Annotated in this window: 15 protein-coding genes and 1 pseudogene; 4 read left to right on the forward strand and 12 right to left on the reverse strand. The window is 71.9% G+C overall.

The window, feature by feature from the left end:
• Positions 1 to 80: 80 nt before the first annotated feature.
• The 4 genes from HUT18_RS12035 to HUT18_RS12050 form a co-directional block, all read right to left on the reverse strand.
• Entirely contained in the window at positions 81 to 1,142 is a 1,062-nt protein-coding gene (locus HUT18_RS12035) for a transglycosylase family protein (protein ID WP_368661520.1), read from the reverse strand.
• A gap of 829 nt (positions 1,143 to 1,971) precedes the next feature.
• On the reverse strand, positions 1,972 to 3,351 hold the full coding sequence (locus tag HUT18_RS12040; protein ID WP_176104446.1) for a cytochrome P450: 1,380 nt from the start codon (positions 3,349 to 3,351) through the stop codon (positions 1,972 to 1,974).
• Positions 3,352 to 3,353: 2 nt separating this feature from the next.
• Positions 3,354 to 4,403: a MazG family protein gene (locus HUT18_RS12045; protein ID WP_176100319.1), complete on the reverse strand. Its 1,050-nt coding sequence runs from the start codon at positions 4,401 to 4,403 to the stop codon at positions 3,354 to 3,356.
• 209 nt (positions 4,404 to 4,612) lie between these two features.
• A complete protein-coding gene (locus HUT18_RS12050) occupies positions 4,613 to 5,290 on the reverse strand; it encodes a SurA N-terminal domain-containing protein (RefSeq protein ID WP_254878542.1) in 678 nt (225 codons plus the stop codon).
• Positions 5,291 to 5,642: 352 nt separating this feature from the next.
• Here HUT18_RS12050 and HUT18_RS12055 point away from each other — a divergent pair.
• Positions 5,643 to 6,353, forward strand: a pseudogene (locus HUT18_RS12055) (phosphatase PAP2 family protein); the annotation flags it as partial.
• Between the two features lie 96 nt (positions 6,354 to 6,449).
• On the opposite strand, the gene HUT18_RS12060 reads toward HUT18_RS12055, so the two are convergent.
• Both HUT18_RS12060 and HUT18_RS12065 read right to left on the reverse strand, forming a co-directional pair.
• On the reverse strand, positions 6,450 to 7,187 hold the full coding sequence (locus HUT18_RS12060; protein ID WP_303246539.1) for a response regulator transcription factor: 738 nt from the start codon (positions 7,185 to 7,187) through the stop codon (positions 6,450 to 6,452).
• Entirely contained in the window at positions 7,184 to 8,791 is a 1,608-nt protein-coding gene (locus HUT18_RS12065; protein ID WP_176100324.1) for a sensor histidine kinase, read from the reverse strand. The genes HUT18_RS12060 and HUT18_RS12065 overlap by 4 nt, the downstream gene beginning before the upstream one ends.
• Before the next feature lie 330 nt (positions 8,792 to 9,121).
• On the opposite strand from HUT18_RS12065, the gene cpt reads away from it, so the two are divergent.
• Positions 9,122 to 9,679: a chloramphenicol phosphotransferase CPT gene (gene cpt / locus HUT18_RS12070; RefSeq protein ID WP_176104448.1), complete on the forward strand. Its 558-nt coding sequence runs from the start codon at positions 9,122 to 9,124 to the stop codon at positions 9,677 to 9,679.
• Between the two features lie 90 nt (positions 9,680 to 9,769).
• On the opposite strand, the gene HUT18_RS12075 is transcribed toward cpt, so the two are convergent.
• On the reverse strand, positions 9,770 to 10,792 hold the full coding sequence (locus HUT18_RS12075; protein ID WP_176100327.1) for an NADP-dependent oxidoreductase: 1,023 nt from the start codon (positions 10,790 to 10,792) through the stop codon (positions 9,770 to 9,772).
• A 101-nt stretch (positions 10,793 to 10,893) separates the two neighbouring features.
• Here HUT18_RS12075 and HUT18_RS12080 point away from each other — a divergent pair, with 101 nt between their 5' ends.
• Entirely contained in the window at positions 10,894 to 11,814 is a 921-nt protein-coding gene (locus HUT18_RS12080; RefSeq protein WP_176100330.1) for a LysR family transcriptional regulator, read from the forward strand.
• Positions 11,815 to 11,843: 29 nt separating this feature from the next.
• Here the strand turns inward: HUT18_RS12080 and HUT18_RS12085 are convergent, their stop codons facing one another.
• From HUT18_RS12085 to HUT18_RS12095, 3 genes are all read right to left on the reverse strand, one after another.
• Positions 11,844 to 12,173, reverse strand: a complete 330-nt coding sequence (locus HUT18_RS12085; RefSeq protein ID WP_176100331.1) for a hypothetical protein — start codon at positions 12,171 to 12,173, stop codon at positions 11,844 to 11,846.
• A gap of 135 nt (positions 12,174 to 12,308) precedes the next feature.
• A complete protein-coding gene (locus tag HUT18_RS12090) occupies positions 12,309 to 13,070 on the reverse strand; it encodes an HNH endonuclease family protein (RefSeq protein ID WP_176100333.1) in 762 nt (253 codons plus the stop codon).
• Between the two features lie 214 nt (positions 13,071 to 13,284).
• On the reverse strand, positions 13,285 to 14,121 hold the full coding sequence (locus HUT18_RS12095) for a hypothetical protein (RefSeq protein ID WP_176104449.1): 837 nt from the start codon (positions 14,119 to 14,121) through the stop codon (positions 13,285 to 13,287).
• Positions 14,122 to 14,381: 260 nt separating this feature from the next.
• Between HUT18_RS12095 and HUT18_RS12100 the strand changes: the two genes are divergently transcribed.
• Positions 14,382 to 15,041 carry a TetR/AcrR family transcriptional regulator gene (locus HUT18_RS12100; protein ID WP_176100335.1) on the forward strand — a complete coding sequence of 220 codons (660 nt, stop codon included), beginning with the start codon at positions 14,382 to 14,384 and terminating at the stop codon, positions 15,039 to 15,041.
• Between the two features lie 75 nt (positions 15,042 to 15,116).
• Here the strand turns inward: HUT18_RS12100 and HUT18_RS12105 are convergent, their stop codons facing one another.
• Both HUT18_RS12105 and mfd read right to left on the reverse strand, forming a co-directional pair.
• Positions 15,117 to 16,169 carry a GNAT family N-acetyltransferase gene (locus HUT18_RS12105; RefSeq protein ID WP_176100337.1) on the reverse strand — a complete coding sequence of 351 codons (1,053 nt, stop codon included), beginning with the start codon at positions 16,167 to 16,169 and terminating at the stop codon, positions 15,117 to 15,119.
• Positions 16,170 to 16,317: 148 nt separating this feature from the next.
• Positions 16,318 to 19,872, reverse strand: a complete 3,555-nt coding sequence (gene mfd / locus HUT18_RS12110) for a transcription-repair coupling factor (RefSeq protein WP_176104450.1) — start codon at positions 19,870 to 19,872, stop codon at positions 16,318 to 16,320.
• Positions 19,873 to 20,113 lie beyond the last annotated feature (241 nt).

The following is a 20,113-nucleotide window of genomic DNA, read 5'->3' on the forward strand; positions in this document are numbered from 1 at the left end:
CGATCGTCGGTTTTCCAAAGACGATCAGGGCTTCTGAGACCCATCTCTCAGTTTCACCAAAACGGACATCAAGGCACTAACTAGCCTTTGCGTGCGTCCGATTCGGACCCAAGAGACAGCGTCTGACCGGGGAGAATGAGGTCCGGATCGCCGCCGACCGTCTGCCGGTTCAGCGCGTACAACTCCGGCCAGCCGCCCTCGATGTCATGTGCACCCGCGATGGCCCAGAGATTGTCCCCGGCCCGGACGGTGTACGAACCCTCCGCACCCGCAGGCGCATCACCCGGGCGCGAGTGACGGCCGGAGCCCCTGCCGGGGTGCTCATCAGGGGTGTCGTCGGGAGCCGGGTCGCCGCGGTGACGGCCGGTGGGGTCTTCGGAGGGGGGGTCGGACGGAGTGTCCGAGGGGGTGCCGGACGGGCTGTCCGGCGGGGTGCCCGAAGGGGCGTCCGAAGGGGCGTCCGAAGGGGCGTCCGAAGGGGCGTCCGAAGGGGCGGGCTTCGGGTTTGAAGTCTCGCCGGTTTCGGGGGAGTTGTTGCCTCCGGGGGTGGTATCGCCCGAGTTATCGGGGTTTGTGGGCTTCGGGGTGGTGGGGGGTGTGGGGCTGGTGGGGTCGTCGGACGGGTCCGTGGAGTCGGACGGGTCGGACGGGTCCGTGGAGTCGGACGGGGCGGGGCTCTCGGTGGGAGTGCCGGGGTCGTCCGTGGGGGTCGCGGGGTCGTCCGTGGGGCCGTCTGTGGGCTCCGGGCTTTCGGTGGGGTCGGGTGCCGGGGTGCGGGGCGGTTCGGACTCGTCGCGGTCCGGGACGCCCGGGTCGACGGACGGGTCCGGGCCGTCGTCGGTCAGCTCCGCGACCGCCGCACAGGCCGCCCACTCGTCGGCGCCGAGGTCGTCGAGTATCTGCTCGGCGACGGCTATCTGCTGGGAGCGGCTTGCCAGATCGGGACGCTCGGCGTAGTCGAGCCCGCCGTACTTCTGCCAGTCCCCCAGGGTCAACTGCAGGCCGCCGTAATAGCCGTTGCCCGCGTTCGCGCTCCACGCACCGCCGCTCTCGCAGTCGGCGAGCCGGTCCCAGGTGGCACCGTCCGCGGCGTGCGCGACGGTACCGGCCAGCAGCGGCAGAGCCAGTGCCGTGCCGGTCACTCCTGCTGTGACGACGAACGCCGGAGCCTGACGGGGTCGACGGTGACGACCGTTCCCGGAGAGCATGCGGAGCCCTTTCGCGTGACAGCTGTGACGACTGCGGCAGCTGTGGCGCCCGCCGCCGAGTTGCCCGTGAACGTAGCCGGGTCGAACGCATGTCACAAGTCGATGCAGCGGGGATCACGCGAAGATCACAGTCGTGACGAGGCGTCAGTTTCCCGCCGTTCTCATGGGAGTTCCCGGGTGGACGCCAAGGTTGCGGTCGGTCGTGAATCGACTTTGGGGTGGGTGGGGATTTGGGGTGGTGCGGGTGTTTGGTTCGGGGCGGGGGGGGCGTTCGGTTCGGGGGGGGTGGGGTGCGTTCGGTTCGGGGGTGGGGAGCATTCGATCCGGGAGCGGAGCGCGTTCGGTTCCGGAGCGGGGCGCGTTCGGTTCGGACGGCGCGGCAGGCTGCGGTTCGGGGCGCGGTCTCAGCCTGGTGCAGGGAGTTGGGGCGCGGGGTGCGGTTCGGGGCTTGCTCGGCTGCGGTTCGGGGGCTTGCCCAGGGTGCGGTTCGGGCTCGTGCCGCCTGCGGTTCGGGCTCGCGCCGCCTGCGGTTCGAGGCTCGGTCAGGGTGCGGTTCGAGCTCGCGCCGCCTGCGGTTCGAGCTCAGGCGGGCTGCGGTTCAAGGTCGAGTGGGCTGCAGCTTCCGCCGCTTCGCCTCGCCATTTGCCTCGCCATTTGCCTCGCCTTCCTTGGGGGCCCTCCCCTCCCCCACCCCCCTCCCTCCCCCACCCCCTCCGCGCCCTCCCACCCCACCCCACACAAGCCCGCGAACCGGAACCGCCCCTCAGCACCCTCCATTCGGCAGCGAACCGGACCTTACGGTCGGCTCGAAGGTGACCGGCAGCGTCCGCAGTCCCCGCATGATGAGTCCGCCCCGCCAGCGCAACTCCTCGGGATCCGCGTCGAGTTGGAGATCGGGTATCCGGCTCAGCAGGGTGCCGAGCGCGATCTGGCCCTCCAGGCGGGCGAGCGGTGCGCCGAGGCAGTAGTGGATACCGTGGCCGTAGCCGAGGTGCTGGTTGTCGCTGCGGGCGAGGTCGAGGGTGTCCGGTTCCGTGAACCGCTGCGGGTCGCGGTCCGCGGCTGCGAGGACGACGAGTACCGGATCACCGGTGGCGATGGACTGCCCGCCCAGCTCCAGCGGCTCGGTGGCGAACCGCCAGGTGGCCATCTCCACCGGGCCGTCGTAGCGCAGCAGTTCCTCCACCGCCGAGGCGACGAGTGCCGAGTCCCCGGCCGTCACCGCATCCTGGAAGCGGAGACGGTCGGCGGGGCGCCGCAGCAGCGTGTACGTACCGTTCCCGATGAGGTTGACGGTGGTCTCGAAGCCCGCGAAGAGCAGGATGAAGGCCATCGCGACGACCTCGTTCTCGGTGAGTTGCTCACCGTGGTCCGAGGCACGGATGAGACCGGAGATCAGATCGTCCTCGCCCTCGTGCCCGAGCCCCGCGCGTTTGCGGTGGATCAGCTCGGCGAGATAGCCCCGCATCATCTTCACCGACCGGGCGACCCCGCCCCGCGACCCTCCGGAGTTCTTCCCGCCCCCGCCGCCACCGCTGCGGCTGCCACCCCCACCCGCCGGGTTCCCGTGCCGGATCATCATCCCGGCCCAGTCACGGAAGTCGTCCTGGTCCTCGCGGGGGACGCCGAGCAGGTCGCAGATGGCGTAGATGGGCAGCGGGAAGGCGAACTCGTGGATGAGGTCCGCCTCGCCGCGCTCCGCGAATCCGTCGATGAGCCGGTCGGTCAACTCCTGGACGCGCGGGGCGAATTCGGCGACCCGGCGTGGGGTGAACGCCTTCGAGACGAGTCGGCGCAGACGGGTGTGGTCGGGCGGGTCGATGTTGAGCAGGTGCGTCATCAGCTCGGCCTTGCGCTCACCCGGGATGCCCGTTTTCCCCTTGGCGTGCGCCGGTTCGTCGTGATGCGCCGGGTTCTTGCTCAGCCGGGGGTCGGCCAGCGCCAGGCGGGCCTCCGCGTACCGCGTCACCAGCCACGCCTCCACCCCGCTGGGCAGCCGGGTGCGGTGCACCGGGGCGTGCTCGCGCAGCCAGGCGTACGCCGGGTAGGGGTCGGCGGCGAACTCCCAGGTGAACAGTTCGGGGGCGCCCTCCGTCCCCGAGCCGCCGGACACGTTCGCCCCGGACAGGTTCGCCCCGGACATGGTCATCGCCCCTCCGCGACCAGGATCGCGTCCCGGTAGGCGCGCGCCGCCGACCGCAGCGCCGCCTCGGGGTCGACACCCTCGCGCTCCGCACTCAGCGCCAGTGCGAGCAGTTGGTAGCCGATCCCCTCACCGGCGGGAAGCGGAACGTCGAGCCCGGCGCCGCGCGCCCGTGAGCCGAGCTTGGCTGCCAGGGCGAGCCCCGGCTGCCCGAGCGGCACCCCTTCGGTGACGGAGTCCCGCTGCTTCTCCTCCGCCTTGGTACGCATCCAGTGCGCCTTCACGTCCTCCGGCGTGCTCGCCGTCTCGTCCCCGAAGACGTGCGGGTGGCGGTGGATGAGCTTGTCCACGATCCCGGCCGCGACGTCGTCGATGGAGAACGCCCCCGCTCCTGCCTCTTCTCCCTCTCGCCCTTCCTCTTCCTCTTCTTCTCCATCTCCTTCTTCCTGGAGTCCCGCTTCTCCCCCGGCCAGGCCCTCCTCGGCGATCCGGGCGTGGAAGACGACCTGGAGCAGGACGTCGCCGAGTTCCTCGCGGAGTTCGTCGCGGTCGCCCTGTTCGATCGCCTCGACGAGTTCGTACGCCTCCTCGATCGCGTACTTCGCGAGCCCTTCGTGGGTCTGCCGGGAGGACCAGGGGCACTCGGCTCTGATGCGGTCCATGACCTGGACGAGGTCGAGGAGCCGGGCGCCCGGGAGGTCGTAGGAGGCGGGCAGCAGTTCCAGTTCGGGCATGGTCACTCGGCCCGAACCCGCCAGCGTGGCGAGGCCGTCGGTGAGTTTGCGGTCGCCCTCACCCGTGGCGACGACGACCACGGTGCGGCCGCCGTCGCACCAGTCGACGAGTTCGCGGGCGACCGGCACTTCCTGCTCGACCAGGACCCCGGCCTCCCGCAGGTAGGGGAGCTGGGGGTGCGCCGCTTGTGCGCACAGCACACGGTCCGCCGCGTGCAGTGCCTGCCAGGCGGGCCAGGCGAGCAGGCCCGGGGCGACCCGGTGGCTGGTGGTGAGCAGGACGATGCGGCCGGCGGCCGTTTCAGGCGTAGCGTTCACGCACCGAACGTAACCCACCGGGCGTATGCCTCACGCGGCCCTGTGGACAACCTGCCCGCGGAGGCACACCGACCCTGTGGAAAACTCGTTCCACCGCAGGTCACAGCGGGAAACCCCTCGCTCCGGCCGACACCGCAGAGCCGCCGACCCGGGGCGTCGTCCCGGGCCTCACCCCCGGGCCTCGTCCACGAGCTCGGACACAGCTGGCCTCAGACTGACCTCTCCTGCCCGGACACCTCGCGCAGCCACGGCGTGCGGATGTCCGCGCGGCGGCTGTTGTCCACGTCCCAGGTGCCGTAGCGGGGGTTGAGGTCGACGTCGAGCTTCTTCGAGGCGCGGGAGAGTGCGGCCCAGAAGGTGCTCTGGCCCTGCTTGGTGTTCATGTCGGCGCCGATCTTGCGGGCGAGCTTCTGGGCGAGCAGCTCCGAGCGCAGCGATTCGTCGAGCCGTTCCGGGGCGACGGCGTACTGCTGGAGCCAGCTCGCCTCCAGCCCCTTGGCGCCACCGGTCTGGCCTTCGAGTTCGCCGCGCATCTCCTGGATCTCGCGCCGGTTCACGCTGACACCGGCGTCCTTGGCGGCCTGGTCGAGGATCCGGTCGAGCACCATGGTGTGCAGGGTTTCGCGGGTCAGGCCGCCGGTCTTGGCGATGGCCTGGGCGTATCGCTGCCCGCCGCCGGTCGCGTCCCGTTGCGCGTCCCGGACCTCGTTCACCCGGTTCTCCAACTGCGAGACCGTGATGCGTTCGTCGCCGACGACGGCCGCGGCGCCCGGGTGGGCCTCGTTGCCGCAGGCGGCGAGCAGGGGCGCCGCGGCGACGAACGCGGCGGAGAGCGCGAGCGCGGTACGACGGCGGTGCGGACGACTGCCGCGGTGCGGGCTGTGCAAGGTGGCCTCCCGGCGAGCTTGTGCGACGGTGCACAAAGTCTTGCGGTGATCGATGGTAGGCAGTCGGCGTGGCCCGGGCCACAGGTTCGACAGCACTGATTCGACCAACGAGCGAGTCAGGCGGGGGTACCGGGACCGCTGGGCCACCCGGACCCACCCCCGACACCCACCCGAATCCACCCCCTGACGAAGGTCATACGCCCGCCCTCACCTTCGCCCGATCCCCACCCACCAGCCCTTTTCCTAACTTCACGGCATGACGAGGCAAACAGCCGACACGACCGGGACGGCCCGGACAGCCAGGACAGCCAGGACAGCCAGGACGACCGACGCGACCGGGACAGCCAAAGCAATGAGTACGGTCCGGCCCCTCGTAGCGACGAAACCAGACAGGCGCGGCAGCACCCCCTCCCGCTCCCGATCCCGCTCCCGATCCCGCTCCCGATCCCTCTCCCGCTGGACAGGCCCAGCCCTCGCCACCCTGACGGCCGCCGCCACCGCCACCGCAGTGACCGCGCTCGCCCCCGGCGGCCTCGGCACCCCGGAAGCCGTACGCGTACGCCACGGCTGGTCGGCACGGGCGTACGGGGAGCTCACGGACACCGTCGACGCGGCGCCCGGATGGCTCGGTGCGCTGCTCGAACTCGCCTCGCCCGCAAGCCTGTTGGCGCTGGCGACACTGCTCGCCCTGCTCGTGTGGCAGGGCGTGCGCGGGCGGGACGCGCGGCTGCTCGGCGGCACCGTGGCGGCCGGTTCCGGCACGCTCGCCGCGTATGCGCTGAGCGAGGCGGTGAAGCTGGCCGTGGACGAGGAGCGGCCCTGCCGTGTGCTGCGGGACGCGGCGGCGGCCGGTGACTGTCCGCCGACCGGCGACTGGTCCTTCCCCAGCAATCACGCGAGTCTCGCCTTCGGCCTGGCCGCCGGGATCTGCGTACTGCGCCCGCGCCTCGCCGCCTACGCCCTGCCGCTGGCAGCGTCGGCGGCCCTGCTGCGCGTACTGCTCGGCGTCCACTACCCGCACGACGTGCTCGCCGGTGCCGCCCTCGGCGCGGGCACGACTCTCACCTTCATGCTCGCGCTCCTGCCCCTGGCCGCCGCCACCGCTACCGCTACCGCTACCGCTACCGCCAACCTCCTTTCACGGCTTGTCGGTTGGGGCTCAGGTGGCGTCGAGGGCATCGCCGGCTGCCACGCCGCCACCCGGCGGAATCAGCCCCGCCTCGTGGGCGACCACGGCGGCAGCGGCACGGTTGTCCACGCCGAGCCTGGCCAGGATGGAGCTGACGTGCGCCTTCACCGTGCCCTCGACCACATGCAGCCTGCGCGCGATACGGCCGTTGGACAGACCGGCGCCGATCAGGGCGAGTACCTCGCGCTCCCGGCCAGTCAGCGCCTCGATCCGTTGCCGGGCCCTGCCCCGGCGCCCGGACAGGTCGCCGCCCGCCGAGAGATGGGCGAGGACGCGGGCCGCGACGCGGGGTGAGAGGTAGGCGGCGCCGTCGGCCACCGCCCGTACCCCGGCGAGGAGTTCCTCGGGTTCGCCGGACTTGATGAGGAATCCTGCGGCGCCGTTCTCCAGCGCCCGCAGGATGTACTCGTCCTCGCCGAAGGTGGTCAGTACGACCACGCCGGTGCCCGGCACGGTCCTGCGGATCTCCGCCGTCGCCTCGATGCCGTCGGTGCCGGGCATCCTGATGTCGAGCACGGCGACGTGCGGCCGGTGCCGCTGCGCCAGATCCACCGCCTGCCGCCCGTCGGCCGCCTCCGCGACGACCTCGATCCGCGGATCCACCGCCAGCACGGCCCGCACACCGGCCCGCATCATCGGCTCGTCGTCGGCGACGAGTACGCGGACGGGAGCGGCGGGGGCGGCCCCGGCCCCAGGTTGTTCGGTCACGCGATCCGTTCCTCTCCTTCTTCCTGTCCCTCTTGTTCCGGTTCTTCTTGCCCCTCTCGCTCCTCTTGCTCCTCTCGCCCCTCTCGCTCCTCTTGCTCCTCTTGCCTCTCTTGCTGCGGGCTTCCGGCACCGCCCGACACCCTCATCCCGTACGCGTCGAGAGAGCGAACCCGCCCCTGCGCGAAGCAGACCCGGTACACGTCACCGGACAGATCGTCGAAACGGTTCGCGGTGCGCGCGTAGTACTGGCAGCTCACGTCGGCGCCGTCCGGCTCCGCCGCGTCGGGACGGTCGGCGGTCTGGTGGTCCGGCAGCAGCCGCTCGGCCGAGGCCCGGTTCTGGCCCACGTGGAGGCGGGAGTAGTTCTCCTCGCTGAGCACCGTGCGGGCGGCCGAGCGCATGTTCCAGCCCACGATCACGGCGTACAGCACGGCCCCGGTGGCAAGCGGCAGCACACACGCCGCGAGCAGAATCCGCGCCGTACCGCGACGGGCCCTGCGGTGCTCCACCGGCAACTCGCCCGCGCCGCCCGCCTCGTACCGCTCCCCGTACTCGTACGACTCCCCCAACTCGTACGCCCCGGACCGTACGGGACCACCCGCGGCCCCGTGGGCGTGCGGCAGCCGGGCCTCCACGGTGAACACCCCGCCGCGCGGGCCGTACGCGAAGACGCCGCCCGCAAGGCGCACCCGCTCGTCGAGACTGATCAGCCCGGTACCGCTGCCGACGCCCCGCAGTGGGGCCCTCGTTCCCCCGCCGCCGCTCTCCACCCGTACGGAGGTCTCGGCCGCGCCGTGGCTGAGCAGGACGCGGGTGGTGGAGTGCGGGGCGTGTTTGGCGGCGTTGGTGAGGGCTTCCTGTACGACGCGGTGGGTGGCGTGCCTGACCACCGTGGGAGCCTCCAACGGGTCGCCCTGGGCGCGCAGTTCGACAGTGAGCCCCGCCGTGCGGGCGGCGTCGACGAGGGCGGTGATGTCGGTGTCGGCGGGGCCGAGCGGGGCTGTGCCGTTGTCCTCGCGCAGTACGCCGATGACCTCGCCGAGGCGTTCCACGGCGGCACCGGCGCGGGAGCGGATGTCCTGTGCGACGAGACGGTGCCGTTCGGCGAGGCCGGGTTCGAGTTTGAGCGCGCCCGCGGACAGGGCGATCAGGCTGAGTTCGTGTCCGAGCAGATCGTGCATGTCCTGGGCGATACGCGCCCGTTCACGCAGCCGGGCCTGTTCGGCGACAAGCCTGCGTTCGCGCTCCAGTTGCTCGGCACGCTCCCAGCCCGCGCGCGTCAGGAGCCGGCACTGGCGCCAGAACCGTCCGGCGAACCAGGGCACCATCGCGGCACCCACCAGCACCCACACGAAATCCGTACCCCGGACCAGCCACACCGGACGCACGACCACGGCGAGCGCCGCGAGCAACACCCCGGAGGCGAGCACCCAGGCCGCGCTCCCGCCACGCCCGGGCCCCCGCCCCGCCAGAAACGCGGCGACCACGGCGAGCAGGGCCCACCAGCCGCTGACGGTACTCAGGACGACGGCGACGGCCGCGAGGGCGAGCGGCAGAGTGCTCCCCGAGACGAGCGCCTGCCCGCATTGGCGTACGTACGACACGTCCCCGACCGTAAGTGAGGAAAGCGAGGGCCCGACACTGACCAAAGTCCAATCTTCGGGCGCTGCCGCTCCACCCCTGGGAGGAGCCCGGAGGAGCCGGGAGGAGCGCGGTGGAGTGCGGGCGTCGCGCAGGAGCGGACGCGGGTGGAGGCGGTGGACCCGGCGGTGGACCCGGCGGCGGCGAGGCCCGTGGCACGTGGCACGCGGACCGGGCGGGAAGCCCGGAACAAATTCGCTTGCCCCCGCCGCCCCGGTCCCTACTCTCGACGGGTGACCACACGGACAACGGCCCAGACGACGACGCATACGACCACACGGATAACTGCACGCGTGATCGTGCTCAACGGAGGTTCCAGCGCGGGCAAGACCGGGATCGCGCGCTGTCTGCAAGCGGTGCTTCCCGAGCCGTGGCTGAGCTGCGGGATCGACGGCTTCGTCGACTCGCTGCCCGCCGCGCTGCGCGCCTCGGACACCGGGATCGCCTTCTCCGACGACGGCCAGGTGGCCGTCGGGGACACCTTCCGGGCGCTGGAGGGTGCCTGGATGCGGGGTGTGGCCGCGACCGTACGCGCGGGAGCGCCGGTGATCGTCGACGACGTCTTCCTCGGCGGCGCCGACTCCCAGGCGCGCTGGCGCGAGGCGCTGGAGGGGCTTCCCGTGCTCTGGGTGGGGGTCCGCTGCGACCCGGCCGTCGCGGCGGGACGGGAGATCGGACGCGGGGACCGGGCCGCCGGAATGGCCGCGACCCAGGCCGAACTCGCGCACCGGGGCGTCACCTACGACCTCGAAGTGGACACCACCCGCACCGAATCCCTGGAGTGCGCCCGCACCATCGCCGCCCACCTGACGGCCGCGCCCTCACCACAGCCCACGCCACACGCTCACTGACAACTCCCGTACTGGGCGCGGCACTTCAGCAGTCAGGGACCCTGCCCCGCCTCACCCGACCCCGGCGGACGAGAGCCCGACGTCCCGGTGTCAGCCGACGGCCGGGACTTCCCTACGATCCCGCACGATGATCTTGCCGGTGTTGCGGCCCCGCAGCATGCCCAAAAACGCGTCCACGATGTGCTCGAACCCGTCGACCACCGTCTCGTCCAGAGCGAGGCGGCCGCTCTGCAGATGCGGCACCGCGAACTCGTACAACTCGTCCTGTACGTCCCGGTAGTTGCTGACCAGGAAGCCCTCCATGCGCAGGCTCTTCTCCACGATGTCCGCGTAGTTGAAGCGCGGCGGCGAGGCGTCGGGGTGGTTGTACTGGCTGATCGTGCCGATGCGGACGATGCGCCCGAACTCGCGCAACGCACCTACCGCCGCGGCCAGTTGCTCACCGCCGACGTTGTCGACGAACAGGTCGATGCCGTCGGGTGCGGCCTTGCCGAGGAGTTCGGCGGCGGGTCCGTCGTGGTAGTCGAAGACCGCGTCGTAGCCGACCTCCCGCACGAGATGGTCGGCCTTCGCCGCCGAGCCCGCGCTGCCCACGAGCCGTCCGGCGCCGAGCAGCCGCGCGATGCGCCCGGTCGCCGTGCCGACCCCGCCCGCCGCGGCCGACACGAACAGGTCGTCGCCCTCCTGGAGTCGGGCGATGCGGGTCAGGCCCACGTAGGCGGTCAGGCCGGTGCCGCCGAGGATGCTCAAGTACGCGGTCAGGGGCACCCCGTCGAAGCGGGGCAGCCGCCGGATCTCCTCCGGCGTGACCACCGCGTGCGTGCGCCAGCCCTGCCGGTGGAACACGATCTCGCCCTCGGCCAGCCCCGGCGTGCGCGAGGCGACGACCCGCCCGACGGCACGGCCCTCCAGCGGCGCGTCGAGCGCGAAGCCGCCGGGCACGTCGTCCATCAGCTCGCGGTGATACGGGTCGACGGACCAGTAGAGGTTCTCCACCAGCGCGGTGCCGACCGCCGGCTCGGGAAGCGCGGACTCGACGAAGGCGAAGTGCTCGGCTGTGGGAAAGCCGTGCGGTCGGGCGGTCTGGCGCACGGTGAGCGCGGTCTGGTTCATGACCGGACCGTAGGACGGGAATGCGGCCGGTGGGCAGGCTGTTGGGCTCATGCGACGACCCGTTCCATGAGCAGTTCTCATACGCCGAGGTGAGCGCCCCGATGGCCCGCACGACGGACTCCGATCTCGCCCCGCACGAACTGCGGGTACTGGTGGCGGTGGCGGACACCGGCGGCTTCTCGGCGGCGGCCGGGACACTCGGCCTGACGCAGTCCGCCGTCTCCCACTCCGTTCGCGGCAGCGAGCGCAAGATCGGTGCCGTGCTCTTCGAACGCGGCCGCACCGGCGCCCGCCCCACCCCGGCCGGGGACAAGGCCGTCACACACGCACGCCGCGTCCTGCGCCTGCTGGACGTCCTGATCGCCGAGTCACGCGGTGCCGCGCACTCCGACGCGGCGCAAGGGCCACTGCGCATCGCGGCCTTCCGCAGCGCGGCGCTCCACCTGCTGCCACCCGTCCTTCAGCGGCTGCGCGCCCGGCACCCCGGGATCGATCCACGGGTACGGATCGTCCGCGAGGTGGGACGCGGCACCGCGGGCGAAGTGGCCGACGGGAAAGCCGACATAGCCCTCGGCACACTCGGCGGCTCCGTGCCGCTGCCACCGGGCCTCGTCGCGAGCGGGCTCTTCGACGATCCGTACGCCCTGGTGCACACGGCGGGTCACCTCGCCCCGCGTTCACTGCCGCTGGTCGACTGGGCCGAGAACTGCGGCTCCTACACCCGCGACTGGTGGGCCGCCCAGGACTGGATCCCCGAGGCGACCATCGAGGCCGAGGACGACGGAGCGGTCCTCTCCCTGGTGAGCGCGGGCCACGGCATGGCGATCATGCCCGCGCTCTCCCTGGCCGGAGCACCGCCCTCGATCGGGATCACCGACCTCGGCCCCAAGCGCCCGACCCGCCGCATCGGCTATGTCACCACCGCCGAACTGGCCGGGTCCGCCGCCGTACGCGCCCTGGTCAGGGAACTGCGGGCCGCGGCCCCCCGGAGTGAGAGCGCTCTCGTCGACACCGGGGCCTGATCGGGCCCGGCGGCGAACCCGGGGCGGTCTCAGAGGAAAGCCCGGCCCCGCAGAGCCAGCGCCTCGATCTCGTAGCGCCCCTCGACGGTCGCCTCGACATCGAAGACATGCGACTCGGTCGGCGGGTAGCCGATCAACTCATTGGCACGACTGGGCAGTTGCCGCCCAGCCGCCTCGACGGACTCCCAGAGCAGGATCGCGCCCCATCTGTTCGTCTCCTCGTCGGCGATCCACACCTTGAGCCGCAGTCCCGGCACCTCGGCGAACGCCGCGACGGACTCCTCGGCGAGATACCTGCGCAACGACGCGATGTCCTGGGCCGATTCGGCCAGATCCCACCAGACGACGACGGTGTGCATCGGGTTCTTCTCCCTACGAACGGCTGCACGAACTGCTGCACGGAAGACTGCACGAACTGCGGCACAGACGGCTGCACGGCGGCTCAATTCCCCTGCCCCGTAAGCAAGTTCACGGGGCGGCCGGACTCCGCCCCCTCACCCGGAACACTGCGCCGTCATCGCCCTCTTGTCCGCCGAGGTGACCGAGAGAGCGTACTTCTCGGCGACCTGGGCGAAGCGCAGTACGTAGGCGCAGCGGATGCCCTTGGCGGGCGGGAGCCAGGAGGCGGGGCCCGAGTCGCCCTTCGCGGAGTTGGTGGGTCCGTCCACCGGCAGCAGGTTCAGCGGATCGTTCGCGAACTGGCGGCGCTTGTCCGCGCTCCAGCGGGAGGCGCCCAACTGCCAGCCGTAGGACAGCGGTACGACGTGGTCGATCTGCACGGCGGCGGCCCGCTGCTTGCGCCAGGTGAGGGTCTTGCCGGTGTACGGGTCGTGCAGCGTCATGGCGACGACCACGCAGTCCGATCCGGAGCGCAGCCGTATCCGTTCGCCGTCGCGCCGCAGCAGGTCGTTACGGGTGTCGCAGCCGTTACGGGCCAGCGGTACACCGTCGGCGGTGTCCAGCCACGCGTACCCGAACTCGTCCCGTTCGTAGCCGGTCCTGGGCCCGCGCCCCTTGGTGGCCAGCTTCTCGATGGTGCGCAGGGCCGCCGCGGTGCCGTCGTGGCCGGTCACGGGCGCGAGCCCCGGCCCGGTGCCGCGCGGATTGGCCAGCGGACTGAGCGCCCGGCCGGAGTCCGGGCCGCCGCCGGGCCCGCTCTCGCCGCCGCTGGGGCGCGGCTCCTGCCCGCCCTCGCCGGGAAGGCCGTCGCAGGCAGCCGAGGCGAGTCCCCCGCACAGCAGGAGACCCACGGCCACGCAGCGACGCACGTACGCCCAACTTCCCCACCCATACGCCGATGTGCCCCTGCGCTGCTTCAACTGGCCCTCGCCCGTGTTCCGTTCCGGTGTCGGGCACAAGGTAGCCCGTCGCCCCGGGGTGAATCGGTCTCCGGCCGGGGTGGATCAGGCTCCGGCCAGGACGGATCGGACTCAGACCGGGCGGATCGGACTCAGACCGGGCGGATCGGACTCAGACCTTGCCGATGCCCAGGGTGTTCTCCGCAGGGAGGAGACCCGAGCCGATGGCCGCGACCCAGAACTCGCCGAGGAGATCGGCGAGTTGGGTCATGCGCTCGGCGCCGAGTGCCTGCCAGGGGGCCAGGGCGAGGACGTCGGTCTGCTCCTCGATCCGTGCGCGCAGGGCGCGGCCCTCGGCCGTGGCGGTGCCGTCGGCGGCGACCAGGCCGCGCTCGTGCAGGCGGTCGCGTGCGGCGCCCCATTCCCGGTCGCTCCAGCCACGACTGTTGAAGACCTCGCGTGAGGCCGCGCCGACCGCCGCGAAGGAGACCAGGGACTCCACCGGGTCGAGCCCGGCGGTGAGCAGCGCCGCGAGGTGCCCGTCGCCCCGGTGCTCCCGCAGTACGGTCGCCGCCTGCCACAACCGTGGCAGAGGCTCCTCGGGCAGACCGAGGGCCGCGTTGGCGGCGGCGAGCGGCCGTCCCGCGAGCGGCGCCGCCTCGGCCGCGAGCCCCAACAGCCGTGCCGCCTGGGTGAGTTCGGGGCTCTCGTGCCGCTCCCCGAAGAGCCTGCGATACGTCCGCTCCATGCCCCGCAGCCGGGCCGCGATCACCTCGGTGGGACTCACCCGGTCCCAGGCAGCCGCCATGTTCTGGGCGACCATGCCCGGTTCGAGGCTGTAGAAGGCGGAGGCCACGGACGTCGCTCCGACCGCGCCGAGCGGTGCGGCACGCAGCGGGAAGTAACGCGGCCAGCGGTCGCCGCCCGGGTAACCGAGCGCCGCCATCTCCTCGTCCACCTCGGGCGCGTAGTAGACGAGTGCGTGCACCGGTTCGAAGAGATGCCACATCCGCCGCGCGTCCGCGGGGGTCACCGGCGCGACGCCGTCCGCCACCGCCACCGCTCCGGGTCCGTGCTCCGCACGCTCGGATCCGTGCTCCACCTGCCGATGCTCCTGCTGCTGCCGCATGACGACTCCTCTGCCGTGCCTGTGCCGTGCTTGCCGAGCCATCGGGGCGAACCAAGCCCTCGCACCCAATGTTGTCACTGACTAGATTGCGCCCCGAACCAGAAACTTGTCAACGTCTAGATCCTGCGTACGCTGGCCCCATGCCCCGTAAAGCCGCCTCAGCCCCGGCCACCGACCCCGCCCCGGACACCGAGTCCCCCGGCACCGAGTCCCCCGACGCCGCCAACTCCCCATCCACCGGCCGTCGTTACCACCACGGGGATCTGCGCCGGGCGGTACTGGCCGCGGCCCTGGAGGTGATCGCGGCCGACGGGCCCGCGGCGCTGAGCCTGCGGGATCTGGCCCGGCGGGCGGGGGTCTCGCACGCGGCGCCCGCCCACCACTTCGGCGACCGCACCGGGCTGCTCACCGCCATCGCCGCCGAGGGGTTCGACCTGCTCGCCGACGCGCTCGGCGCCGCGGACGGGCTGCGGGAGGCGGGCGTGCGCTACGTACGTTTCGCGCGGCAGCGGCCCGCGCACTTCCGGGTGATGTTCGCGCCGGACCTGCTGCGCGCCGACGACCCGGAACTGGCACGGGCCCGGGAGGCGGCGGGCGACAGACTGCGGGAGGCGGTGGCGGGGCTACCGCCCGAGGACCGCGGGCAGGACGCCCGGCTTGCCTCGATCGCCGCCTGGTCCCTGGCCCACGGCTTCGCCACACTGCTGCTCAGCCACAATCTGGACGCACCCGTGGGCGACCGGGACCCCGAGGACGTGTTCGCCGACCTCGCCACCATGCTGTTCCGCCCCGGCGGCTGAGTCCTGGCGCACCTGGCAGCCGGCTCCCGGGGCCAGCTCCCGGCGGCAGGACGAAGACCAAGCGCGACCGGAGGCTCAACTCCCCACCCCTGCCGCCTTGATGAGCGCCGCGTCCCGCGAGATCTCCCGGAACCCGACGCTGTAGTACAGCCCCCGCGCCGCCGGATGCCCCGGCGCGCCCAGACAGACGACGGTCATCCGGCGGGCCCCCGCCGCCCGGGCCAAGTGCATCCCGTGCAGCAGCATCGCCCGTGCCAAGCCGAGCCGCCGGTAGTCCGGGTGGGTGCCGACCGGCTCGAACTGGGCGGTCCTGTTCACCTCGTCGAGCCACATGATCGTCGAGGTGGCCATCGTCCCGCCCGGCGCCTCCACCAGAACATGCAGGTCAGCCCGGTACGGCGAAGTCGTCCGTACCCCCTCGTACGACTCGGCCGAATACGACGACGGGGCCCAGGCGTCCACATGGGCCTGGACCACGGCCCGCGGCCCGACCTCCTCGGCGGTACGGAACCGGAAGCCGTGCGGCAGCACCGGCCGCTCCAACTCGCCCTGGCCGGCGGGGTTGTGCGGGTCGCTCCCGCCCCCGAGGTCGTGGGCTTTGTTGTGGTTGTGGCTGTGATTGTGGCTGCGGCTGTAGTCGTCGCCGAGTTCGCGCAGATTGAGCTGGGTCCAGAAGCCCTTGTCCCCGAGCGAGGCCGGATCGGTCTCGTAGCCGTGCGCGGCCCATCGCTCGAGAGCGAACTCGTCGGCGAGTGAGGCCACCACCGTGCGCTCGGCACCGGCCGCCACAGCGTCGTACCAGTCGATGACCTCGTCCACCAGCGCACGGTGAGCGGGATGGACCTGGTACACCAGGTTGGCGCCGGTGACGTCCCTCACCGAGCCGTCGTTTCGCCTTACCCGGTGCGGGAGTTGGGCCCAGCCCCAGGCGACGAGCTCGTCAGCGGCGAACCAGAGCCGACGCGGCCAGCCGTCGCCGTACCGCGCGTGTCCCTTCCCCCAGTTCCAGGCCAGCTCACCGCACGTGGCGTCGGCGTTCACCAGTTCGGGGCCGACGGCGGTGACCCGCTGTGCCAGGCCCTGCATGAGCCGTATGTCCGCAGCGGTCACAAGCTCGGAGTCATCCATGGTCCGCCACTGTGCCAGCGCACCGCGAAGCCCTCGAACCCCTTTCCGGCCAACGACCGCGGCCGTGTACGCGCACCCGCCCTCGCGCCCCGCTACCGGCTACCGGCTACCGGCTACCGGCTACCGGCTACCGGCTACCGGCTACCGGCTACGACCCGAGGATCGTGGTGAGGAACTCCCCCGTCCAGCTGAGGAGTTCGCGTCCCGTCACCGGCTTGCCGCCCACCTTCGCGGTCTTCGGGCGCGGTACGAGCACCTGCCCGGCAGCGGCCTTGATGACCGTGCCGGGGTACAGACGCTTCAGCCGCAGCTCCTGCGATTCGCGCAACTCCACCGGCGCGAACCGGATGTTGTTGCCCTGCAGCACGATCTCGCCCACCGAGCACGCCCTCGCCAGCATCCGAAGCCCGGCGACGAGCAGCAGGTTCTCCACGGGTTCGGGCAACTTGCCGTAGCGGTCGGTGAGTTCCTCGCGTACCGCGGCGATGTCCTCCTCGGTATTGGCGGAGGCGATGGAGCGGTAGGCCGCCAGGCGCAGGCGCTCGCCGGGGGCGTAGTCGTGCGGGACGTGCGCGTCGACCGGCAGCTCGATCTTGACCTCCAGGGGCGCCTCCTCCTCCACGCCGCCTTCGAGGGAGGCCCGGTAGTCGGCGACCGCCTCGCCCACCATCCGTACGTACAGATCGAAGCCGACGCCCGCGATGTGCCCGGACTGTTCGCCGCCGAGCAGGTTGCCCGCGCCGCGGATCTCCAGGTCCTTCATCGCCACGTACATGCCCGCGCCCATCTCGGTGTGCTGGGCGATGGTGGCCAGGCGTTCGTGCGCGGTCTCGGTGAGCGGCTTCTCCGGCGGGTAGAGGAAGTAGGCGTAGCCGCGCTCGCGGCCACGGCCGACCCGGCCGCGCAGCTGGTGCAGCTGGGACAGGCCGAAGTTGTCGCCGCGCTCGACGATGAGGGTGTTGGCGTTGGAGATGTCGATGCCGGACTCGACGATCGTGGTCGAGACGAGCACGTCGAACTTCTTCTCCCAGAAGTCCACCACGACCTGTTCCAGGGCCTGTTCGGACATCTGGCCGTGCGCGGTCGCGATGCGCGCCTCGGGCACGATCTCACGCAGCTTGGCCGCCGCACGGTCGATCGACTCGACCCGGTTGTGGATGTAGAAGACCTGGCCCTCGCGCAGGAGTTCACGGCGGATGGCGGCGCCGATCTGCTTCTGCTCGTACGGTCCGACGAAGGTGAGCACCGGGTGGCGCTCCTCCGGCGGGGTGGTGATCGTCGACATCTCGCGGATGCCGGTGACGGCCATTTCGAGCGTACGGGGGATGGGGGTGGCCGACATGGTGAGCACGTCGACGTTGGCGCGCAGCTTCTTCAGCTGTTCCTTGTGCTCGACGCCGAAGCGCTGTTCCTCGTCGACGATGACCAGGCCGAGGTCCTTGAACTTGGTCTCGGAGGCGAACAGCCGGTGGGTGCCGATGACGATGTCGACCGCGCCCTCCCGCATTCCCTCCAGGGTGGCCTTGGCCTCGGTGTCGGTCTGGAACCGGCTGAGCGCCTTCACGCTGACCGGGAACTGCCCGTACCGCTCCGAGAACGTCCCGAAGTGCTGCTGCACAAGCAGCGTCGTGGGCACGAGCACCGCGACCTGCTTACCGTCCTGGACGGCCTTGAAGGCGGCGCGCACCGCGATCTCGGTCTTGCCGTAGCCGACGTCGCCGCAGATCAGCCGGTCCATCGGGACCGTCTTCTCCATGTCGTCCTTGACCTCGGCGATGGTGGTGAGCTGGTCGGGCGTCTCCGCGTACGGGAAGGCGTCCTCCAGCTCGCGCTGCCAGGGGGTGTCCGGGCCGAAGGCGTGGCCGGGCGCGGCCATCCGCGCCGAGTACAGCTTGATCAGGTCGGCGGCGATCTCCTTGACCGCCTTCTTGGCGCGCGCCTTGGTCTTGGTCCAGTCGGCGCCGCCGAGCCGGTGCAGGGTGGGCGCCTCGCCACCGACGTACTTGGTGATCTGCTCCAGCTGGTCGGTGGGGATGTAGAGCCGGTCGCCGGGCTGGCCGCGCTTGGCGGGCGCGTACTCGACGACGAGGTACTCGCGGGTGGCGCCCTGCACGGTGCGCTGCACCATCTCGATGTAGCGGCCCACACCGTGCTGCTCGTGGACGATGTAGTCGCCCGTCTCCAGGGTGAGCGGGTCGATGGTCTTGCGGCGCCGGGCGGGCATCCGCTGCCCGTCCTTGCCCGCCGCCTTCTGGCCGGACAGGTCCGTCTCGGTGAGCACGGCGAGCTTCAGCGCCGGGTCGACGAAGCCGTAGTCGAGCGAGCCGCAGGAGACGTGCACCACCGACGGCGTCAGCGCGTCGAGGTCGGCGTCCAGGCGGGCGGCGATGCCCTCGCCGCCGAGGACCTCGACGGTACGGACGGCGGTGCCGTGGCCCTCGGTGAGGTACACGGTGCGCCAGCCGTCGGCGAGCCACTGCTTGGTGTCGGCAAGGGCGCGGGCGGTGTCGCCCCGGTAGGTCTCGGTGGCGCGCATGCCGAGCTTGAGGGTGTCCGGGGTGGTGCTGTCGGCATAGCTGACGGCCAGGTCCTCGTCCGCGGCGAACGGCGAGACCGACCACCAGGGCATGCCCAGCTCGCGGGCATGCTCGCGGATGTCGGCGATGGAGCGCAGCGAGGCCGCGCCCACGTCGATCGGCGCCTCCCCGCCCCCGGCCGACGCCGCCCAGCTCGCCTGGAGGAACTCCTGCGAGGTGGCCACCAGGTCGGCGGCGCGGGTACGCACCCGCTCGGGGTCGCACACCACCCCGATACTGCCCTTCGGCAGTACGTCGAGCAGCAGCTCCATGTCGTCGACGAGGACCGGCGCGAGCGACTCCATGCCCTCCACCGCGATGCCCTCGGCGATCTTGCCGAGCAGCTCGCCGAGTTCGGGGTGCCGCTCGGCGAGCGCGGCGGCCCGCCCCCGTACCTCGGCGGTCAGCAGCAGCTCCCGACAGGGCGGCGCCCACAGCCCGTGCTCGGCGACCTCCAGGGACCGCTGGTCGGCGACCTTGAAGTACCGGATCTCCTCGACGTCGTCGCCCCAGAACTCCACCCGCAGCGGATGCTCCTCGGTGGGCGGGAACACGTCCAGAATCCCGCCGCGCACCGCGAACTCACCGCGCTTCTCGACGAGTTCGACCCGCGCGTACGCCGCGGCCGCCAGCGCCTCGACGATCTCCTCCAGGTCCGCGCTCTGCCCACTGCGCAGCGCCACCGGCTCCAGCTCACCCAGCCCCTTGACCTGCGGCTGAAGCACCGAGCGGATGGGCGCGACGACCACCGAGACCGGCCCGGTCTCCGGGTCGTCGGCGCTCGGGTGCGCCAGGCGGCGCAGTACGGCCAGGCGGCGCCCGACGGTGTCCGAGCGCGGCGAGAGCCGTTCGTGCGGCAGGGTCTCCCAGGACGGATAGTCGACGACGGCCTGCGGCGGCAGCAGGCTGCGCAGCGCCGCGGCCAGATCCTCGGCCTCCCGCCCGGTCGCGGTGACGGCCAGCACCGTACGCCCGCAGTCGCGCGCCAGCGCCGCGAGCGCCAGCGGCCGCGCGGCGGGCGGACCGACCAGATCGACGTGCATCCGGTTGCCGTCCCGGGCAGCCGTCACCGCCTCGGTGAGTGCCGCGTCCTTGACTACGGCGTCGAGCAGACCGGTGAGGCTCATGAGGACGTTCGCTTCCCTCTGGTCGTGGAGCCGGGCCGTGGGGGTCCGGCTCCAGGTGGCGCTGATCCGGGTGGTCGTACGCACGCACGTGTACGTACGCGTATCCACGCACGTGCCTGTGTGCGGCGAGGTGCGAGCCGCGCGAGGCGTAGGACCGACCGACACGGACAGCACGAGCGCCCCTCACGCAGGACGTGACGGGAAGTCCAAGACTACGACGGGCTTGACGGGGGCGGGCGCG

The organism is Streptomyces sp. NA04227, from assembly GCF_013364195.1.
Lineage (GTDB): Bacteria > Actinomycetota > Actinomycetes > Streptomycetales > Streptomycetaceae > Streptomyces.